General features: G+C 59.2%; 9 protein-coding genes. 2 read left to right on the top strand and 7 right to left on the bottom strand.

The genetic code is table 11. The features are described 5' to 3' along the window. Window positions 1–163: 163 nt before the first annotated feature. Window positions 164–1,051, top strand: coding sequence for an alpha/beta hydrolase (locus tag FJ548_RS00230; RefSeq protein WP_140608615.1), 888 nt, complete (start codon window positions 164–166; stop codon window positions 1,049–1,051). A gap of 29 nt (window positions 1,052–1,080) precedes the next feature. On the opposite strand, the gene FJ548_RS00225 is transcribed toward FJ548_RS00230, so the two are convergent. Continuing rightward, window positions 1,081–4,128: a PAS domain S-box protein gene (locus FJ548_RS00225; RefSeq protein WP_140776148.1), complete on the bottom strand. Its 3,048-nt coding sequence runs from the start codon at window positions 4,126–4,128 to the stop codon at window positions 1,081–1,083. 611 nt (window positions 4,129–4,739) lie between these two features. Then, window positions 4,740–5,375, bottom strand: coding sequence for a response regulator (locus FJ548_RS00220; RefSeq protein WP_140608619.1), 636 nt, complete (start codon window positions 5,373–5,375; stop codon window positions 4,740–4,742). Between the two features lie 241 nt (window positions 5,376–5,616). Between FJ548_RS00220 and FJ548_RS00215 the strand changes: the two genes are divergently transcribed. Further along, window positions 5,617–5,997, top strand: coding sequence for a response regulator (locus tag FJ548_RS00215; protein WP_140608621.1), 381 nt, complete (start codon window positions 5,617–5,619; stop codon window positions 5,995–5,997). A 2-nt stretch (window positions 5,998–5,999) separates the two neighbouring features. Here the strand turns inward: FJ548_RS00215 and FJ548_RS00210 are convergent, their stop codons facing one another. From FJ548_RS00210 to FJ548_RS00195, 5 genes are all read right to left on the bottom strand, one after another. After that, window positions 6,000–12,434: an AAA family ATPase gene (locus FJ548_RS00210; protein WP_140776146.1), complete on the bottom strand. Its 6,435-nt coding sequence runs from the start codon at window positions 12,432–12,434 to the stop codon at window positions 6,000–6,002. A 148-nt stretch (window positions 12,435–12,582) separates the two neighbouring features. Then, window positions 12,583–15,462 (bottom strand): ATP-binding protein, encoded by a 2,880-nt coding sequence (locus FJ548_RS30205; RefSeq protein WP_246678516.1) that lies wholly within the window; start codon window positions 15,460–15,462, stop codon window positions 12,583–12,585. Between the two features lie 101 nt (window positions 15,463–15,563). Continuing rightward, a complete protein-coding gene (locus tag FJ548_RS30200; RefSeq protein WP_246678515.1) occupies window positions 15,564–18,095 on the bottom strand; it encodes a serine/threonine-protein kinase PknK in 2,532 nt (843 codons plus the stop codon). Between the two features lie 458 nt (window positions 18,096–18,553). Then, complete coding sequence (locus FJ548_RS00200) at window positions 18,554–19,012, bottom strand: MaoC family dehydratase (RefSeq protein WP_140613479.1); 459 nt, start codon at window positions 19,010–19,012, stop codon at window positions 18,554–18,556. An 89-nt stretch (window positions 19,013–19,101) separates the two neighbouring features. Next, entirely contained in the window at window positions 19,102–19,464 is a 363-nt protein-coding gene (locus FJ548_RS00195; protein ID WP_246673374.1) for a cytochrome c family protein, read from the bottom strand. Window positions 19,465–19,852 lie beyond the last annotated feature (388 nt).

The following is a 19,852-nucleotide window of genomic DNA, read 5'->3' as shown; positions in this document are numbered from 1 at the left end:
TCGCAACCAAAAGCCGTGCTTCGGCATCGGTGTCCTCCGCCTTTTTCCTGAAATCGATACAAAGGTGTCGCGCATACCTTTGTGCAATTGCGTGTTTTCAGCTCATTTGAAATGCTGCGTCGCGATTTTGAAAAGAGAGACTTCATTTTGAAGGAATGAGCTCATGCAAGCTTCGCATCTTTCCATCCAGCCCCTGTTTCATTCGATCGATGGGTTGTCCATCCGCATCGCCGAGAGCTCGAAAGAGCGTGGCAAGGTGCAAGCGCTCCTGCTCAGCCCCTGGCCCGAAAGCATATACGCTTTCGAAGCGATATGGTCGCGGCTTGCCGAGCACGCACATCTCATCGCGGTCGACTTGCCGGGGTTTGGCCAGTCGGAACGACGGGACTCGCTGATGTCACCGTCGGCGATGGGCGAATTCGTCATAAGACTGGCGGATGAATTGGGACTGGAGCAACCACATGTCGTTGGACCCGACGTTGGCACTCCCGCGGTGCTTTTCGCGGCCGCCCGCACGCCTGAGAGATTCCGCAGTATCATCGTCGGGACAGGCGGCACTGCCGTTCCCCTGCAACTTGGCGGGGTGCTGAAGGACTGGGTTGAGGCGCCTTCCCTGGATCCATATCGTCGCATCGATGGCCGCGATATCGTGCGCGCCGCCACGAGTACGCTCGAACGATACACACTCTCGCAAGCTGCATTCGAGGACTACCTGGCTTCATACGCAGGCACCCGCTTTGCCGAATCGATGCAGTACGTCCGGGCGTACCCTCGCGACCTCCCGATACTCCGTGACTTGCTGCGGCAGATACCAACTCCGGTGCGCGTGATTGCTGGCCGTCACGATCAGGTTGTTCCGTTGGCCAATGCAGAGTTCCTGGTTGAACGCCTGCCCAACAGTGATCTTGCGATCATTGAGGCAGGACATTTCATTTGGGAGGACGCCGCCGACGCGTATGCGGGCTTCGTCACCTCTTGGTGGGATGGAGGCTACATAGCCGACCGCCGCCGACCCAAGGGTCCTGCAGCCGAACCGCAATCCACATCGTAGGCACCCAGCCACATTGTGCCGATTTGGCGTCAATGATGACTGGCACGAAGTTCCATTGAACCTCGCCCATTGCGGACGGAGGGGAGGATGGCAAAGTTGTCCTGCACCCCGTCCCCGGAATATTCCGGGATAGAGAACGAGAATGTGGCTCCCGGGCCGGCGTTCGCTTCGGCCCATAGCCGCCCGCCGAGGCTTTCCACGATCGAGCGGCTTATAGATAAGCCGATCCCCATGCCGTCGCTTTTGGTGGTGTAGAAAGTCTCGAACAGGCGTGTCGTTCCCTCCGGCCCGAATCCAACACCCGCGTCCTGCACCATCAACTTCACCTGATCATTGTCGGCCGGCTCCGTTCGAACAAGCAGGCGTCTTGGGCGGTCGACGACGCTGGCCATTGCATCGGATGCGTTACGCAGCAGGTTCATGATCACCTGCTGAAGCTGCACACGGTCACCGCCAACAGGCCTAATGCCATTCGCAAGTTCGGTATGCACAACCACCTTGTCTCGCTGAAGGTCGTTTTTGGCCAAAGCGATCACCTCGCGCGCCACCTCGTTGAGATCTACCGGTTCGATTTCGACAGTTTTCTTGCTAAACAGCGAACGCAATCGTGCGATCATTTCAGCGGCGCGGTTCCCATCGCGCACGGTGCGTCGTGCGGTCTCCTGCGCCATTGCTATGTTTGGGGGGGCGGCAGACAGCATGCGAAGGCAGGTGCTGGCATTCGTTACAATACCCGAGAGTGGCTGATTGATCTCGTGGGCGATCGACGCTGTCAAAACTCCCAGACTTGTAACCCTGGTGACGTGGGCAAGTTCCGATTGAGCCTTGCTGAGCGCTTCTTCTGCCAGCCGGCGCTGAGTGATGTCCATAACGGCCCCGGTGTATTCCAGGCGACCGGGATGATCCCGTGCCAGATGCGCAATCAAATGCAGGTACTTGACTGAGCGGTCGGGCATCAAAATGCGAAGCTGATAATCCAAGTCATGCGCGCCATATTGCGCACGTTCCAGAAAATCAGCCATGAGTGGCAAATCCTCAGGATGGAGCCGCGATGCGACTAGCTCCATCGTCACAGGGTCTTTTGAATCGAACGCAAAGATGCGGTAAAGTTGCTCCGACCATACGATCTCGCCTGCAGAGATGCACCACGAAAAATTTCCCATGCGAGCCAGTTGCTGACCTTCGGCCAAAAAGGCCTGACTGCGTCGCAATCTCTCCTCGGCCTTTTTCCGCTCGGTAATGTCGCGCGTGACTCCAAGTTGCATGACCGAGCCATCGCTGCCAAGCATGGGAGCAGCATGGGTTTCGACGTGCCGGAGGACGCCTTGCAGACTGACGAGGTCAAACTCCAGAAAGCCCTTCTGTCCGTCGCAGACACGCTCGTGAAATAGACGATATTGATCGCGATGCTCGGGAACCACGAAATCGAAGAAATTGTGTCCGACCACGACGTCAGGCGAGGGCACGCCCGCCATTATCGCGCCAGCCTGATTGGTCCTTAGCACAGTCCCATCACGCGCGACCACTTTGACGCATTCGGGCGTGGTTTCGACGATGGTACGGAAACTTTCTTCGCTGCGCCGGCGATCTTCGATGTCAATGTTGACGCCATGCCATTTGACGACAGTGCCGTGCTCGTCGCGCAGCGGATTAGCCCGGAACAGGAACAATCGATACTCACCATCGTGGCGGCGAAGGCGCGCTTCCGCTTCGCCCGGGGCGCCCGCTGCCAATATGGCCTGCCAGGTGCCGGCCAGCCCGGGCATATCATCTGGATGAACCGTGGCCGCCCAGCCCCAGCCCTGAGCCTGCTCGTCGGATAGACCGATGTAATCGAGATAGTGCTGGTTGAAAAACTCGGCGGATCCATCCGGGCGCGCGGACCAGGCCAACACTGGAATGGTGTCGACTATGGCTTTCAGATTGCGTTCGCTGGTTGCGACAGCCTGCTCGGCCCGTTTCTTTTCGTCGATGTCGATGTGCAGGACGTACCACCGGACGATCCGGTTGTCCGTATCCCGGATAGGCAAACCGCGAACTCGAAACCAACGGTAGACGCCATCCTTTCCGCGAAGTCTTTGTTCCGTATCGAATGGGTCACCTGTCGCGAACGAGTGCTCGATCGTTTGAGTGATGCGCTGACGGTCATCAGGATGAACCACGTCGGCGTTTTGCCAATGCTTCAATTTCTTTTTCGATTTGCCGAAGTATTCGAGCAATTGATCGTTCAGTGCCTCGACTTCGCCGGCTGGCGACAAGACGCAAAATCCTGCTGAGATGGTGTTGACGATCAGCTTCGAATTCCGCTCGCTTTCACGTAGCGCATCCTCCGCTCGTCTTCGATCATCGATGTCGATCAGCAGGTGAAGCCAGCGGACGATCTCGCCTTGCGAATCCCGAAGAGGCAGCCCCAGAACGTTGTACCAGCGGTAAACATTGTCGGCACGACGATGGCGGCTCTCGACATTGTAGGGAGTGCTCGTCCGATGCGCTTCCAACTGTGCGGCCACCGTCCGCTCCAGGTCGTCCGGGTGCACAACGTCCGAGCTCTTCCAACCTTTGAGTTCATCGAGCGTTCTACCGAAATAGTCGAGTGTAAGTTGATTGAGTCCCTCGACCTCGCCCGAAGGTGTCGTTACCGCGACTGGAATTGGAATGCTGTCGATGATTGTCTGGAGATCAAGCCTACGCCGCCGCAGCTTTTCCTCGGCGCGCCGTGCATCCTCGACGTCTGTGGCCACTCCACACCATTTGAGAATGTCTCCGGCCGTGCCGCGGATTGGATTGCATTGGAAGTTGATCCAATGATACTGCCCGTCGAAGCGACCAACACGCGCCTCCATCTCCCCCGCCGTGCCGGATGCCACGATCAATCGCCATCTTTCAAGCAGCCGCTCGAGATCTTCCGGGTGAACGAAAGCTTGCCATTTCGATGCACGGATATCTTCCAGGCCGAGGCCGATGAATTCCGACCAGCATCGATTGACAAAATCGATCTGCCCGTCGGGTAAGGCCATCCATACCATGATTGATAGCGCGTCAAAAACGCGGCCGAGATCGATGTCCCCCGTGGCCATTCTTTCGCATCCCTTCGAATGCACGATGCGTCAGCGCATCGCAAACGTACAAAATAGCTTGATTAAACACTTTGAGTTGTTCTGTCGGTGAATCGAACACAGCATCATTGCATTCACGTGCCCGGGTTTCCCGCCTTGCTTAGATATGGACGGCAGGCTCGGTGTCCGATGCAATTTCGAACGCTGGTCCACTCTTCGACAACCTCCTCCGGCCTCATGCGTGAGGCCCTTGGACAGGTGTCGCAGTCGTCGAATTCGCGAAGGCTTGATGAGCGCATGGCAACCTCACTTGTCCTTCGAAAGTTGAGTTTGAAAGCTGGTTTACAGGTAAGGATATTGACCGTCTGGAGGGAGCGTCAGCTATTGCACGCGGGTAGCGGGTGATGACAAAGTGGTTGAGACTCGTAAGCCAAAGTTTATACGCGCGACGCGCGACGATGTCACCGAACCCGGCTGCTGCCACACCAGATTGTTGCCCTGGGAGACCGCTGGTCCGCCGGCGCGACCATTGTGTCGCCCGAAGTGGATGGTTTTGCGACTTGGAGCGGTTCAGTGTTTGATGGAGTCCGACCCGCTCTAACTCTTTGCTTTCACGCAATCCTGGAATTGCCCTAGGAGCGTAGCGGCTCGTCGACTATCAGCTTGAGTTTGTCGGCCATCTGCCCGAGTTCAGGAAGCGAACCTGCCTTCATCTTCTGCATCGCTCTGCTGCGATGCACTTTGACGGTGGCTTCCGCGATGCCGATATTGTACGCGATTTGTTTGCTGAGACGGCCGCGCGCCACCTGGATCAAGATTTCGCGTTCTCTCGGGCTCAGCGATGCGAAACGCTTCTTCAGGTCCGCCAGGGCTTGATCACTTTCGCGTCGCGCCCGATCGCGTGACAAGCCCACTTGAATGGCATCGAGGAGGTCCTGATCGCGGAATGGCTTGGTCAGGAATTCAATGGCCCCCCTTTTCATCGCCTGGACGGACATCGGAATGTCGCCATGCCCAGTGATGAAGATGATCGGCAGGTCCCTTTTTGCCCGACCAAGTTCCTGTTGCAGATCGAGACCGCTTTGTCCCGGCATTCTGATATCCAGCACCAAGCAGATGGGGACATCGGGCAGTTCGGCTCCGAGGAAATCGGAAATAGACGCAAAGAGCTGAAAATCGATGCCGACCGAACGCAACAGACGACCGACCGAGGCACGTAGGTCCGGGTCGTCGTCGATGACCAAGACGCGGGAATTTGCGTCAGACATCGCTGTTGCTCGGAATTAAGAGATCACTGAAATAGGCTCGGTTCGGCTGCTTCGCCATACGGCTATTTTAGTGGCTGTCCGTGAGCCTGAACACCCCAATTCTTGCGCACGTCACCTAAACCAAGATTTATGGCAAGGCGCCAGCGCGCCAATGGCATTCCTCGTACAAATCAAACTAGAACGTGAGGAGCTAGGCATTGTCTGCCGGCACGACTGGCTCGAGCGCGCTGTCGGAGGCAGCATGACCAAAAAGCAATTGGTTTCGGTGGTCGATGACGATCGGTACTTTCGCGAATCCATGCGAAGACTCATCAAATCGCTTGGCTATTTCGCAGAAGCTTTTGCGTCGCCGGCCGAGTTGCTGGCATCTCCCTATCTCGCCGAAACGGGGTGCCTGATCGCCGACATCAACATGCCCGAGATGACCGGGATTGAACTCTTCCGGCACCTCGTCGAACAAGAGAGCACCATACCAACGATCCTCGTAACGGCCTACCCCGATGACGCTGACCAGATCCGTGCCGCGAATGATGGAGTTCTCTGCTACCTTCGCAAGCCGGTTGATGAACAGAAACTGACGGAGTGCCTTCGCGCCGCTCTCACGCGGGCTGAACAAGCATGAGCTTATGATCCCGCTTCGTGGCCAGGGACGGTGAACTTGAATACGGCGCCGTGCGGTTCGTTTTCCTCTGCCCAAAGCCGGCCCCCATGGGCGACTACGATCGATCGGCAGATCGACAGCCCCATTCCCGTTCCAAGGGACTTGGTCGTGTAAAACGCGTCGAAAACGCGCTCCAGTTGAGCCGGTTGGATGCCCGGCCCGGAATCACGAACCGCAACGAGGGCGCCTGTGCGGTCCTGCTCGGTACTGATCGACAACTCGCGTGCACCTTCCTTCATCGAACCCATTGCCTCGGCCGCGTTCAGGATCAGATTCAGCATGACTTGTTGAATTTGAACGCGATCGGCATGAACCGGGGGCAATCCATCCGCAAAGCGGGTCCGAACCTGGACACCGCTGCTGACGATTGAGCTCCGCGCCAATGCGATCACCTCGCTTAGGGCGGTATTGAGGTCAACATAGTCCTTTCGCGGCGGTGCTTTCCTTACCTGATCGCGGATTCGACCAATAATGTCTCCGGCCCGGTCGGTGTCGCCCACAACGCCGCCCAGCGCCTCCCTGACCTCGCTCAGATCCGGCGGTTGCTTGTCCATGAAATTGAGCGCCGCGCGGGCGTTGTTGCGTGCACTGGCGATCGGCTGCGTGATTTCGTGAGACAGCGACGCCGCCAGTTCTCCCATGATGCCCACGCGGTTCATGCGGGCGAAATCCGATTGCATCTGCTGCAATCGCGCCAGCGCTTGCGTGCGATCCTCGATGTCGGTGTTGAAGCCGTACCATTTGACGATGTTTCCATCGTCGTCGCGCAAGGGCATGGTGCGGAACAAAAACCATCGATATTCCCCATCATGGCGGCGCAGTCGCACTTCGGCCTCTCCCGGCATTCCCGAGGCCAACAGGGTTTTCCATGTGACAGCCAGCCCGTTCAGGTCATCCGGATGAACTGCGGCCGTCCAACCCCAATCCAGAAGCTGCTCCGCCGGGGACCCAATGTAGTTGAGATATTGCTGATTGAAGAACTCGGCCGAACCGTCCGGCCGTGCCGACCAGGCCAGTGCCGGAATCGTGTCGATAATGAGCCTGAGACTACGCTCGCTTGCCGCGAGCGCCTCTTCCGCCCGCTTTTGCTCGGTAATATCGCGTGCCACCCCATAAGTTCGTCCGCTATCCGCCGTCACTGTCCACGACATCCAATGATAGGAGCCGCTCTTTCCACGCAGGCGGTTTTCGAAGTGCTTGTGGCCTTTGGCAAGCTGACCAAGCGCAGCGCGGGTTTTTTCTCGATCGGCCGGGTGGAGGAGCCATTCGGACGATTTGCCAAGCAAATCCTCTACTGGCCAGCCTAGCGTAGCAGTCCAAGCCGGATTGATACTAAAAAGTGTTCCATCCATCGCGGCAATCACCAGCAAGTCCTGAGATACGTTCCATATTTGCAGCCGCTCCCGCGTCTCGGCTTGTACGCGTTGTTCGAGCGTTTCGTTGAGCTCGCGCAACGCCGCTTCCGCGCGACTTCGCTCGATTGCAACTGCCGCGGCACTGGTGAACAATTCCACTATCCGCTTGTCGCGTGGACTCGAGTCGCGAACATCAAGGTAGAAGAGCGCAAACGTTCCGAGTACCTTGCCCTCGTTGGAAAAGATCGGCGTGGACTCGCAGGATCGAATGCCGAATGGCCTGGCGTAATCCTGGAATTTAACCCACTTCGGATCGGCCGCCAGGTTGGGTACGACGACGGCTTGTCGCGTGGCTACTGCGTAGCAGCACGGCCCTATCATCGATGACACGGGCAATCCGTCGATGGCCTTGCGATAATTCTCGTCAAGACTCGGCGCTGCGGTGTCGCGAAACATCGTCGCGTCCTCGTTTACCGGATGGATGCATGCAATGACACTGTCGACTGACTCCTGCTCCATCGTGTGACAGAGCAATTCCAGCGTTCCTTTTAGCGGGCCGCCCTCCGCGACAGTTTCCAGGGCAACCCGAGTGGCCTCCTCGCGGCGCCTGATGATCGCCTCGCGTTCCGCGAGAGCGCGGTACAATCGGGAATTCTCGATCGAGATTGCCGCTTGCGAGGCAAGGACCTTCAGCACGGTGACGCGATCGGGCGTAAAGGCGTGTGACGTTAGATCGTTCTCAAGGTAAAGAACCCCACCAACTTTGGCTTCATTGACAAGCGGCATGCATAGGATGGACCTTGCGTGTTGTTCTTGGACGTAAGGATCTGAGGAATAGGCCGGGTGAGCCGAGGCGTCGTCGACGATCACGTTTTCCCGCGATCGCATGACGTAGCGGACGATGGATCCTGGAAACGCCGCTGACAGTTCGTCTCCCTGACGAACGATGATGCCGTCCGGGCCGGTCGTTGCTACCGCCACGTGTCGCAGGTCATCCCCGTGCGATAGCAGCAAGAGGCCCCTTTCGGCACCTGCGTGCTCGATCGCGAGATGCATCAGCGCGTCGATAAGTTTCTCCAGCTCCATCTCACTGGAGACGGCTTGCGACACCTTGACCACGGTCGCGAAGTCCAGCTGCTCGACCGAGGCTGCAATAGTCGCAACGGCGGTACGCGCCGGTTCGAACTCTCGCAATGAGGGATAAAGCGCCTCGAGTTGCCTGACTTTGCCATCGGCTCCCCAGCGTAGATAACCGGAGCGCGCTTCCCGCAAGTAAGTGGCCGCAATCGTCGCGTAGCCACGCGCCGCATAAAAGCGTGCAGTCAACTCGTTGGCGATGGCTTCGTCGTTGATAAAGCCGTTTGCCCGTGCCGACGCGATGGCGCACTCGTACAGGTCCATGGCTTCGAGCGGGCGCCCCTCGATCCGGGCAATCTCGGCGCCGACCAGCGCTGCACGGCCTTCGAAATTCTGCGGGGAGTTCGCTGCCCAGCCCCGAAGCTCCCGCTCGTGGGTCGCGAGCGCCACCCTGTGCCTGTCGGACGGGTCGGAGTCTGCGGATTGGCAAAGTGACGCGTGAGAGAGTGCCGCGTAGAAGTGATATTCCGTCTTCTCCAACATAAGGAGCGATAGCGGTGCGGACGTCGCGTACCAAGTGTCCACTTTCTCCGCTGCACCGATCGCCGACAGGTAATCGCTGGCGAAGAAGCGAGCCTGGAGTTTTCGGATCCAGTAGTGACATTCCAGGAAAGCGCCGGCGGGTTGACCTGTCGCGCGCTCCTCAAACGCGCGTTCCTTGAACCAACCGTCATCGAGTGAACCGAACTTCGTGGTCTTTCCGCGGAGCGTCCGGACGAGAGCGAGCGGTGCGGACATCCGGTCGAGAAAGAATCCAAACGGAAGCACGAACTCCAATCCCTGCTCGGCCTCATCCTCGACTTGATCGAGTGGATGACCCAGAGCAAGAAGAATGGAAATGAGACTGCGGCACGAAAATGCAGCAAATGCAGGTTCGCCGTGCCGCTTCGCCATCTGAAAAGCACGACGCGCTGGATCGATCGCCTCCGCAAGCGGCCGTGTCCACGGAACCACCACCGCAAAGCGGTTGTAGACCCGCCCCCCAAAATGATTCAGTCCGCGACGCTCGACCAGATCGCAGGCCATCTTCCCGAGTCGATAACCTTTTTCTTGGTCGCCAAAGTGGGCGCTGGCTATCAATCCCGTTGCCGCGTAGCTCACCGGTGCGGCGTCGCTGTTCCCACGCTCCAGACTTAGATTAGTTGCTCTGCAGATGCTGAGCGCGACCAAATTCTCGTCAATGTACTCGGCTGGAAGACTCAGTTTCGTCAGCATGTCGAGCGTCGCAAAAGCCTCGGGATCCTGCATCAGCGGCAGGTTCACGACATCCTCGATCGCGCGATTTCCAAGCAGTAACCAGATGCGCTCATATTCGCGGCGCGTTTCTTCTTCGCTGGGATGCGGCGACCAATCGATACCAACACCCCGCAAGCACTCCAGGGCGACGGTGACGGCCTGCTCGCCCGCCCCAAGCATGGCGTACAGATCCACAAGCCGGCGTCCGGCGGCGCATCGTTGGACCGTGCCGACAACACGCGCTGCGAGCGAATTCAGGCGCTCTTCGGCGGCCTGCAAGGCGCCGGTGCAGACCTCGCAGTCCGCCGGGTGCAACTCCAGTTCAAACGCCAGCTCCTGTCGGCGCTCCCACGCGTCGACCGGCAACAGGGCTGCGCCGGCGGTGAGATACGTCAGCGCGGAGCCATAGGCCGACGACGCTTTGGCGCGCTTGCCGGCGGCCAGATTCAGCTCTGCGAGCTGCTCGCGTTCCTTAAGTGACGTGATTAACGGAGTGCCGCGATTGAGCTGGTTGACGATTTCGAAAATTGCCTCGTCGCGCTTTTCCGGTGGCGTGTGCCCCACGAGCAGGCGGCCGATGGTCAGATGCGCCTCGGCGCGTGACTTTTCCGGAATCAGCGCATAGGCGGCTTCTTGGACGCGGTCATGAACGAACTTGTAGGAGTGATCGAGGCGCTCGATCAATTGTTGACGCAGGGCCTCCCGGAGCGCTGCGTGTACGTCTTCCTCGGGCGTTCCCAGAACCATCGAGAGCATCGTGGCGTCGGCGATGTTGCCGAGGCAAGCGAGCTGCCGCAAGGCTTCCTGCGTGTCGAGCGGTAGCCGCGTCAGCTTCCCGGCCAGAAGCCCCACGACATTGTCCGTGTACTGTTTGGCGTGGATGCCGCCAAGATCGAAGGACCATCGAGCCTGTCCATGATCGAACGCAAGAAGACGCTCGTCGGCGAGCAGGTGAAGAAACTGAATCACGAAAAACGGATTGCCTTCGGTCTTGGCGAGCACCAGCTCCGCGAGTGGCCCAGCCTGCTCAGCGGCATCGCAATGGAACGAGTCCGCGACAAGGTTTCTGAGATCGTTGGGCGCGAGCGGACCCAACTTGATGTCCTGCACCCTTCCCGTTGCTCGAATCGCCTCCAGCTTGCGCATGAGCGGATGCGCCGCGGTCACTTCATTGTTTCGGAAGGCACCGATGAGGAGGAGATGGCGCAGATCGGACTGGCTCAACAGTTCTTGCAGCAGGCTGAGGGTGGCCTCGTCAAGCCATTGCAAGTCATCGAGAAAGAGTGCCAACGGATGTTCCTGCCGAGCGAACACAGTCAGGAATCGCCGTAAAACCAGTTGAAAGCGCCGTTGCGCGTCCTGGGGTGGAACCTCCGGGACCGGCGGCGGCTCACCGATGATGAGCTTTACTTCAGGAATGAGATCCACAATCAGTCGTGCGTTGGGTCCCAGCGTCTCGCGCAACGCTTCGCGCCAAGGCACAAGGTCCGTTTCGCTCTTGCCGAGCAGCGGTCTGATCAGACCCTGAAAGGCCTGCACCAGCGTCGAGTAAGGAATATCGCGCTTATGCTGATCGAACTTGCCGGAAGCGAAAAGACCCCGCGGCGGTATGAGCGCCGGCTGCAACTCGTTGACGAGCGAAGACTTTCCGATACCGGAATATCCCGATACCAGGACCAGCTCGGGGGCGCCTCCTTTGACGACGCGATCAAAGGAGGCGAGCAAGGTTTCGACTTCTTCTCGCCGACCGTAGAGTTTCTCGGGAATCCGTAACTGGTCCGGCGTGTCGCGTGCGCCGAGTGAAAAGTCGTCAATCCGGTGCTGCGCCCCCCATTCGGCCTGGCATCTGCGAAGGTCGCTTTCGAGACCGGAGGCGGTCTGATAGCGGTCTTCGGCCCTTTTGGCGAGCAGCTTCATGACGACCGCCGACACGGTGCCGGGGATATCGCTCCGCTGCCCCGTGAGTTCCACCGGCTGCCTAGCGAGGTGGCAGTGCACCCATTCCATGGGCTCGGCCGCCGTAAACGGCAAACCACCGGCGAGCATTTGGTAGAAGGAGATGCCGAGCGCGTACAAATCGCTGCGGGAATCGATTGACCGGTTCATCCGTCCGGTCTGCTCAGGCGCCATGTAGGCGAACGTACCGGCGATCGTTTCGGGAGCGTCGAGGGGCTGGCGCTCGCGGGCCAAACGTGAGGCGATACCAAACCCCGTCAGCCATACCTCACCGGTTGCAGCGTTGACCAAGACATTGGCCGGTTTGATGTCCTTGTGAATGAGCCCGCGCTGATGGAGCTTGCCGAGAGCTGCGGCAATACCGGTCGCCAGCTGCAAGAAGCGTCCCACTTCCATCGGCGCGGCGAGCAGCCGCGCCAGCGGCTCACCGCCGACATCCTCGAGCACCAGGATGGTCCGGCCGGCGTCGTGCACGAGCTCTAACGGCCGCACGGCCCACGCCCGATCGAGCTTATCCTTCAATTCGAATTCGTGGATGAGACGATCGAGGCCAGAGCGTGACTGATGGTCCGTCGCGGGCTGTACAAACAGCACGGGGCGCTGCTTTCCACTCTCGTCCGGCCGCCAGCCGCGGCGAAAGGCGCGTTCGCCGTCCTCCCATGCGGCCTGAGAGCCGATGCCCTCGTACGCGCCACTGGGTGGATCGGACACCATATTGCAAACTCCGGCGCCACGGATGAATTCGGTTGACTATACCGACCGGCGATGCCGCCCGCTATCGGAAACCGGCTGCTGATGACAAGCCCCATGATGGCCCTGAGTGCCTTCGCGCGGCTCTCACGCGGGCTGAACAAGCATGAGCTTATGATCCCGCTTCGTGGCCGGGGACGGTGAACTTGAACACGGCGCCGTGCGGTTCGTTTTCCTCTGCCCAAAGCCGGCCCCCATGGGCGGCTACGATCGATCGGCAGATCGACAGCCCCATCCCCGTTCCAAGGGACTTGGTCGTGTAAAACGCGTCGAAAACGCGCTCCAGTTGAGCCGGTTGGATGCCCGGCCCGGAATCACGAACCGTGACGAGGGCGCCTGTGCGGTCTTGCTCGGTACTGATCGACAACTCGCGTGCACCTTCCTTCATCGAACCCATTGCCTCGGCCGCGTTCAGGATCAGGTTCAGCATGACTTGTTGAATTTGAACGCGATCGGCATGAACCGGGGGCAATCCATCCGCAAAGCGGGTCCGAACCTGGACACCGCTGCTGACAATTGAGCTCCGCGCCAATGCGATCACCTCGCTTATGGCGGTATTGAGGTCAACATAGTCCTTTCGCGGCGGTGCTTTCCTCACCTGATCGCGGATTCGACCAATAATGTCTCCAGCCCGGTCGGTGTCGCCTACAACGCCGCCCAGCGCCTCCCTGACCTCGCTCAGATCCGGCGGCTGCTTGTCCATGAAATTGAGCGCCGCGCGGGCATTGTTGCGTGCACTGGCGATCGGCTGCGTGATTTCGTGAGATAGCGACGCCGCCAGTTCTCCCATGATGCCCACGCGGTTCATGCGGGCGAAATCCGATTGCATCTGCTGCAATCGCGCCAGCGCTTGCGTGCGATCCTCGATGTCGGTCAGCAAGATGTACCAACGGGCAATACGCCCGGCATCGTCGCGAATAGGGATACCGCGATTTTCAAACCACCGATATTCGCCGTCAAACCGGCGCAGACGTTGTTCGATTTGGTAGGGCACCCCGGCGGCCATCGATCTCGTGAAAATTTCAGCGAGTCGGGGAAGGTCTTCGTGGTGGACGGTTCCGTCTGTGCCCCAGTTCCTCAACTCCTCTAGGGATCGACCACAATACTCGATGATTTGGAGATTGACGGCTTCGACCTCGCCGTTCGGAGCCAGGATAGCGACCAGACCAGGTATTCCGTCAATTGCCGAGCGCAAACTTCGCTCGCTTTCCGCAAGGTCGCGATAAAGCCGCGAATTCTCGAGCGCTATAGCAGCTTGCGATGCAAGCACCTTCAACACCGTGACGCGGTCGGGCGTGAAGACGTGTGGCATCAGAGTGTTTTCCAGGTAGAGAATGCCAATGGATTTTCCCTGATTGATCAATGGGAGACCGAGAATCGAGCGGGCGCGATGCTGAACGATGTAGGTATCGGCTGAAAACGGGTGCTGGGACGAGGCATCGTCGAGAATCACCGTATCCCGTGTGCGCATCGCGTAGCGAACAAGTGACTCTGGTAGCGCGGCGGCGTTGCTTGCACGGTGTTGCCCTACATGGACGGCCAGGTCCTTCCCGTACGCCGTGGCTTCCGCATCGATCTGCAGTTCCTCGCCGTTGGGGGAAATCAGGAGGCCCCGCTCAGCGCCGGCGTGCTCGACAGCCAAGCGCATGAGCCTGTCGACCAGCTTTTCCAAGATCATCTCGCTCGAGATTGCCTGAGAGACTTCGATGACCGTCGCGAGATCGAGATGCTCGACGGGTGCGGTGATCGTAGACGTAGGGGCGGGGGTCGGCTGCTCATGCTTGAGATCAGGGTACAACCGCTCGAGTTGCCTCACTTTTCCATCCGCGCCCCAGCGGAGATAGCCGTAACGGGCATCTCGTAGATACGCGTGCGCAACGGTTTCGAAGCCGCGGGCAGCCCAGAATCGCGCGGCCAGTTCGTTGGCCAGCGCTTCCGTGTGAATAAAGCTTTGCTCCCGTGCCAAGCGTACCGCTTGCTCGTAAAGTCGCATCGCTTCGTCTTCTCGTCCTTCGAGTCGAGCCAATTCGGCGCCGAGCAGCGCTGCCCGATTAGCGAAATTCTCAGGCCCGTTCTGTGACCATACGGCGATTTGCCCCTTGTGGGCCCTCAACTCCTGCAATGCTTGGTGCCGCTCCTCGGCTACGGTGGAGTCACAATGCCCTGCCCAAGCAAGAGCCGCATAGAAATGATATTCGGGCAGCTCCTGTTGAGCTGGCAGCGTCCACAACAGCGATGCTGACTTCGAGGCAGCTTCCACCGCGGCGGCGTAGTCGCCGGCATGGACTTTGGCTTGCAGCTTTCGAATCCAGTACCGCGATGCCGCGATGGCCAGGCGGGCGTCGCCTTCCAGATGTTGCTCGAAGTCGCTCTCGCGAAATTCCTCGTCATCGAACGAGCCTAGGTTGGGGGTTTGTCCGCGCAGCGTCCGAATAAGACCAAGCTGCGTCACGATGACATCGCCAATCAGTCCGAACCCTACACTTTGCACGAAAGCGAGCGCGCTTTTTGCCTCTCGCTCTACGGCGTCAAGCGCCTCTCCAGTTGCCAGAAGATTGGTGACCAAGTCGACGCGGGCGAAGGACGCGATCGTGAGATCCCCGACATCGCGAGCGGCTTCGAAGGCGCGTCGGAACAATCCTTGGCAGGTGGCCAGGGGCTGCGTCCAGTGTGCCGTGAACAGGGTAAATCCATAGTAGGCCATGCCTCTGATACGGTCGAACCCGTGTCTCTCGACAAGATCCAGCGCCATTTTGCCGACGCGAAAGCCGGCCTGGGATTGGTCCGGATAGAAACTTGGCACGCTGCCAAGCACAGCGTAGGCGAGGCACGAACCTTCGATGTTGCCGTGTTCAAGGCTGAGGGCCACCATCCGAATGATGATGAGATGGAAGAGATTCAAGTCAGTGAACTGCGCCGCCCCAATCAGCGCGGTGAGCACATTCATTGTCGCCCGCTGCTCTGGATCGCTCATCAATGGCAGATCGAGCAACGCCTCGATCGAGCGGGCTTCGATCCGCCGCCATAATCGACTGCACTCCTGCCTGACCCCTTCGGATGTCGGATGCAGCGACCATCGAGGTTGATGCTGCCTCAGATAGCAAGGCCGATGACGACGGCATCGTCGCTTCGGTCCAGCACCATGTAGAGATTGACCTGCAGATGGACGACGGCGCCAGAGTCGGTGGCATTTTGCGCCTTCCTCGACAGCGCTGTGAGGCGTTGCTCCGCGTCCGCCAGCCGACCGATAAGATACTCGCACTCCGCAAGATGAAGCTCAAGGTCGAAGACGAGCCTGTACTGTCGTGTCCATCCGTCGTTCCCGAGCAAGGACCGGCCGGTCGCGAGATACCGCAACGCATCGCTGGCGGCGCTTGCCGCCTTGGCCCGCTTGCCCGCGATCAGGTTGAATGCGGCGACCTGCTCGCGTTCCTCCTCATCAGTGATCAATGTCCCGGCTCGATCGAACTGGCTGACGATGGTGAAGATTTCGTCATCTTGCCGTTCTGGGGGGATATGCGCCGCGAGCAGTCGCCCTATTCGCAAATGCGCCAAGGAGCGCGGCTCCTCGGGGATCAATGCGTAAGCGGCTTCCTGCACACGGTCGTGCACGAACTTGTAGGTACGATCCAGACGGTCGATCAATTGTTGTCCCAGGCCCTCCCACAGAGTCGCATGCACCTGTTCCTCTGGCATCTGCAGAACCAGCGAGAGCGTTGCGAGATCAGCAGTGTTGCCCAGGCAAGCGAGCTGGCGCAAAGCGGTCTGCGTATCGAGCGGTAGTCGCGTCAGCTGTGGCGCCAGGAACTCGACAACGTTGTCCGTGTATTGTTTGGCGTGGATGCCAGCGAGATTCCAGGACCATCGCCCCTGCACGTGTTCGAAGACTAAAAGATCCTCCTCGGCCAGCGCCTGAAGGAATTGGATCACGAAGAATGGATTGCCATCGGTTTTCGCATGCACCAGCTGTGCGAGCGGGGTGGCGTGCTCCGCAGTGCAATGAAGCGAGTCGGCGACAAGCCTTCCCAAATCTTCGACCGTCAGCGGATTGAGCCTGATGCTTTGAACACGGCCGGTTGCCCGAATAGCCTCCAGTTTAGCCATGAGAGGATGTGATGCCGTGACTTCATTGTCGCGGTAGGCGCCAATAAGCAAGAGATTGCGCAGGTCACGACTTAACAGGTCTTCCAACAGATCGAGCGTTGCCGCGTCGAGCCATTGCAGGTCATCCAGGAAAAGCGCCAACGGATGCTCGGGCCGAGCGAAGAGTTCGATGAATCGTTGGAACACCAGCTGGAAACGCCGTTGCGTTTCCTGTGGCGGAAGCTCAGGGATCGGTGGTGGCTCTCCGATGATGAGCTTCACTTCAGGGACGAGATCGACAATCAGTCCTGCATTCGGTCCGAGTGCCGCCCGCAATGCCTCGCGCCAGGACGCGAGGTCGGCCTCGCTTTTGCCAAGCAGCGGCCGGAGGAGGCTTTGAAAGGCCTGTGCCAACGTCGCGTAAGGAATGTTGCGGTTGTACTGATCGAATTTGCCGGAAGCGAAAAGGCCGCGTGGTGGTACCAGCACCGGCTGCAATTCATTGACGACTGAAGACTTGCCGATACCGGAATAGCCCGACACAAGGACCAATTCCAGCGGGCCGCCTTTGACGACGCGATCAAAGGAAGCGAGCAGGGTCTCCACTTCGCGCCGCCGCCCGTAGAGTTTTTCTGGAATCAGCAGCCGGTCGGGCGTGTCGTGTTCGCCAAGCGAAAAGTCGTTAGCCCGGCGCTGTGCCTGCCATTCCCTCTGGCAGCGGCGAAGATCGCGTTCGAGGCCGGTGGCCGTGTGATAGCGGTCTTCCGCCCTTTTCGCGAGCAGCTTCATGACGATCGCCGAGACGACGCCTGGAATTTCTTTGAGCCGTTCGGTAGGTGCCATCGGCCGCCTGGCCAGATGACAGTGGACCCATTCCATAGGATCCGAAGCGGCAAACGGCAAAACGCCGGTGAGCATTTGGTAGAACGTGACGCCGAGTGCGTAGAGGTCGCTGCGGGAGTCGATTGACCGGTTCATCCGTCCCGTCTGCTCTGGCGCCATAAAGGCGAGCGTGCCGGCGATGGTCTCCGGAGGGTGAGGCTGCTGCCGCTCGCGCGATAGGCGAGAGGCGATGCCGAACCCGGTCAGCCGCACCTCGTTGCTCGGCGCGTTGACCAGAATATTGGCTGGCTTGATGTCCTTGTGGACGAGACTGCGCTGATGGAGCTTGCCAATCGCCGTCGCGATTGCGATGGCGAGGCCCAGGAAATGTCCCATCTCCATGGGGACGCCAAGCAGCGTGTCGAGTGGCTCGCCACCTGCATCTTCGAGTACCAGCACGACGCGGCCGGCGCCGTGCACAAGGTCCAATGGCCGCGCTGCCCACGTCTCGTCGAGCTGATCCTTGAGTTCGTATTCATGGGCGAGACGATCAAGGCTTGAACGGGAAGGGTGGTCGGTTGCGGGCTGCACAAACAGCACAGCGTGCTGCCTTCCGCTCTCATCCGGTCGCCAGCCACGGCGGAAAACGCGTTCGCCGTCCTCCCAGACGGCCTGAGAGCCGATACCCGCACGCGCGCCACTGGGTGGATCGGACACCATATCGCGAACTCCGGCGGCCACGGATGGAGCCAGGCCACTCAGGAGAAATCGTATCGCGTTGCCGGGGAAATGCCAGTCGTCCGTTGCTTTGCCGGTCGCCCCATATGCCTCTCTCTCTCTCTCTCTCTCTCTCGAGAGCAACGAATTTGCGCGATCCTTTGCGTCTCTTCGTCCCTCGGAATCTTGGCTGGGAAGATTAGGCCGTATCGATCAATGTGCGCGCCGAGGTCCGCAATTGCTCACGCTGTCCAAGCCGGCAAAATAGGTCTCGGAAGCGACACCAGCCCGTTGAATACCGTGGCTGATCGACCTGGGATAATCGCCGGCGCGTGGAGGTTCCCGCGCGTGCATCCAACGTCGACCGATATATAACGCATCATCGCACTCCAAGGGTGGAATCGTGTACACCTACCACAGGACGTTAGCCGAGACGGTCGTGGACGTCAGCGGACCCATACCTAGCCCGGTTGTGGCGGCCGCCGGAAGACGAGTTGCCTGACAATCATTACCTGAACGACCTCATCCTTCTGGTTGAACGTCTCGATTTTCAAGGTGAGCATGCCGCGGTCGGGCTTTGACCGCGAAGGCTGGACGTCGACAATTTCCCCGGTCGCCCGCAGAACGTCGCCCGGTCGGGTGGGCCTGGGCCAGGATATCTCAGCTCCCGCCCCGATGTTGCCACCTGCTATCGGAAGCCCGCTGCTGACGATAAGCCGCATCGTTATGGCAACTACTTGCCAGCCGCTGGCGGCGAGGCCATGGAAGAAGGTGTTGTTCGCGGCCTCCTCATCGAGATGAAACGGCTGCGGATCGTATTCGGCGGCGAACCGCTTGATCTGGGATGAATCGATGAGATGCGTGCCGGTGGCAAACCGACGGCCTACGGCCAAGTCATCAAGATAGAGCTGCTCCTGCATGATTTACCCGCGATGGTTACATTCGATCCGCCGGGAGTTCCGGCCGCTTTTCATACGGGGATCAGTTTGTCGGCCCGCGCGTCAAGCCGTTATTGGGACGTGCTCTTCAGATAGGCGATTACATTTTTTACATCATCGGAATTTCTGAGCCCGGCGAAAGTCATGCTGTTGCCGGGGACTTTGGTCTTTGGGCTTGCCAGAAATTCGGCCAGCGCAGCCTCGTTCCAAACCAGCCCATTCGCTCCGGCTTCCTTCATCTTTTGGGAAAAACTGAAGCCGGGCAGACTACCTGCGTTCCGGCCGACGACCCCCTTGAGGGTCGGGCCGATCTTGTTGCTGTCAGATTCCGCATTGTGACAGGCACTGCATCTCTTGAAGACAGTTTTGCCCGCCTCGACGTCCTGGGCGCGGGCAATCGCCGGCAGCAGGACCAGCCCCGCAGCAAGCGCCATGACAAATTCGCCCCGCATTAGTGATAACGAGATTGCCGACATGACTTCCCTTTTTGGATGAACGGTTTGGCTACCCACATAGTTTGAGGTTCGGCGAACGGATTCAATTACACTTAGGTGTATGCAGTACCTTTGAATTGATCTTACCACGCTCAATGCGCGCCCCCCTGCCGCCAAGTTGGATTCTCGGTGAAGAGCAGCTGCGTGACCGATGCTGGTCGCCAGGGCGCTCAAATCGGGATTGGGAAGGCTGCGCAGACAGATCGACCAAGAGCCGCCGCAAATCCATTGCAGGAAGGTATCCGTGACGTCTTCGTGTCTGTTCAGATTGGCCGACCATGCAAAGAACCAGAACCGACACCAAGGGACTATAGACGCGGACAGAGCA

Origin of the sequence: Mesorhizobium sp. B2-4-17 (assembly GCF_006441275.1) — a bacterium.
Classification (GTDB): Bacteria; Pseudomonadota; Alphaproteobacteria; order Rhizobiales; family Rhizobiaceae; genus Mesorhizobium.
Note: the sequence above shows the minus strand (reverse complement) of the source record. Positions and strands in the feature narration are given on the sequence as shown.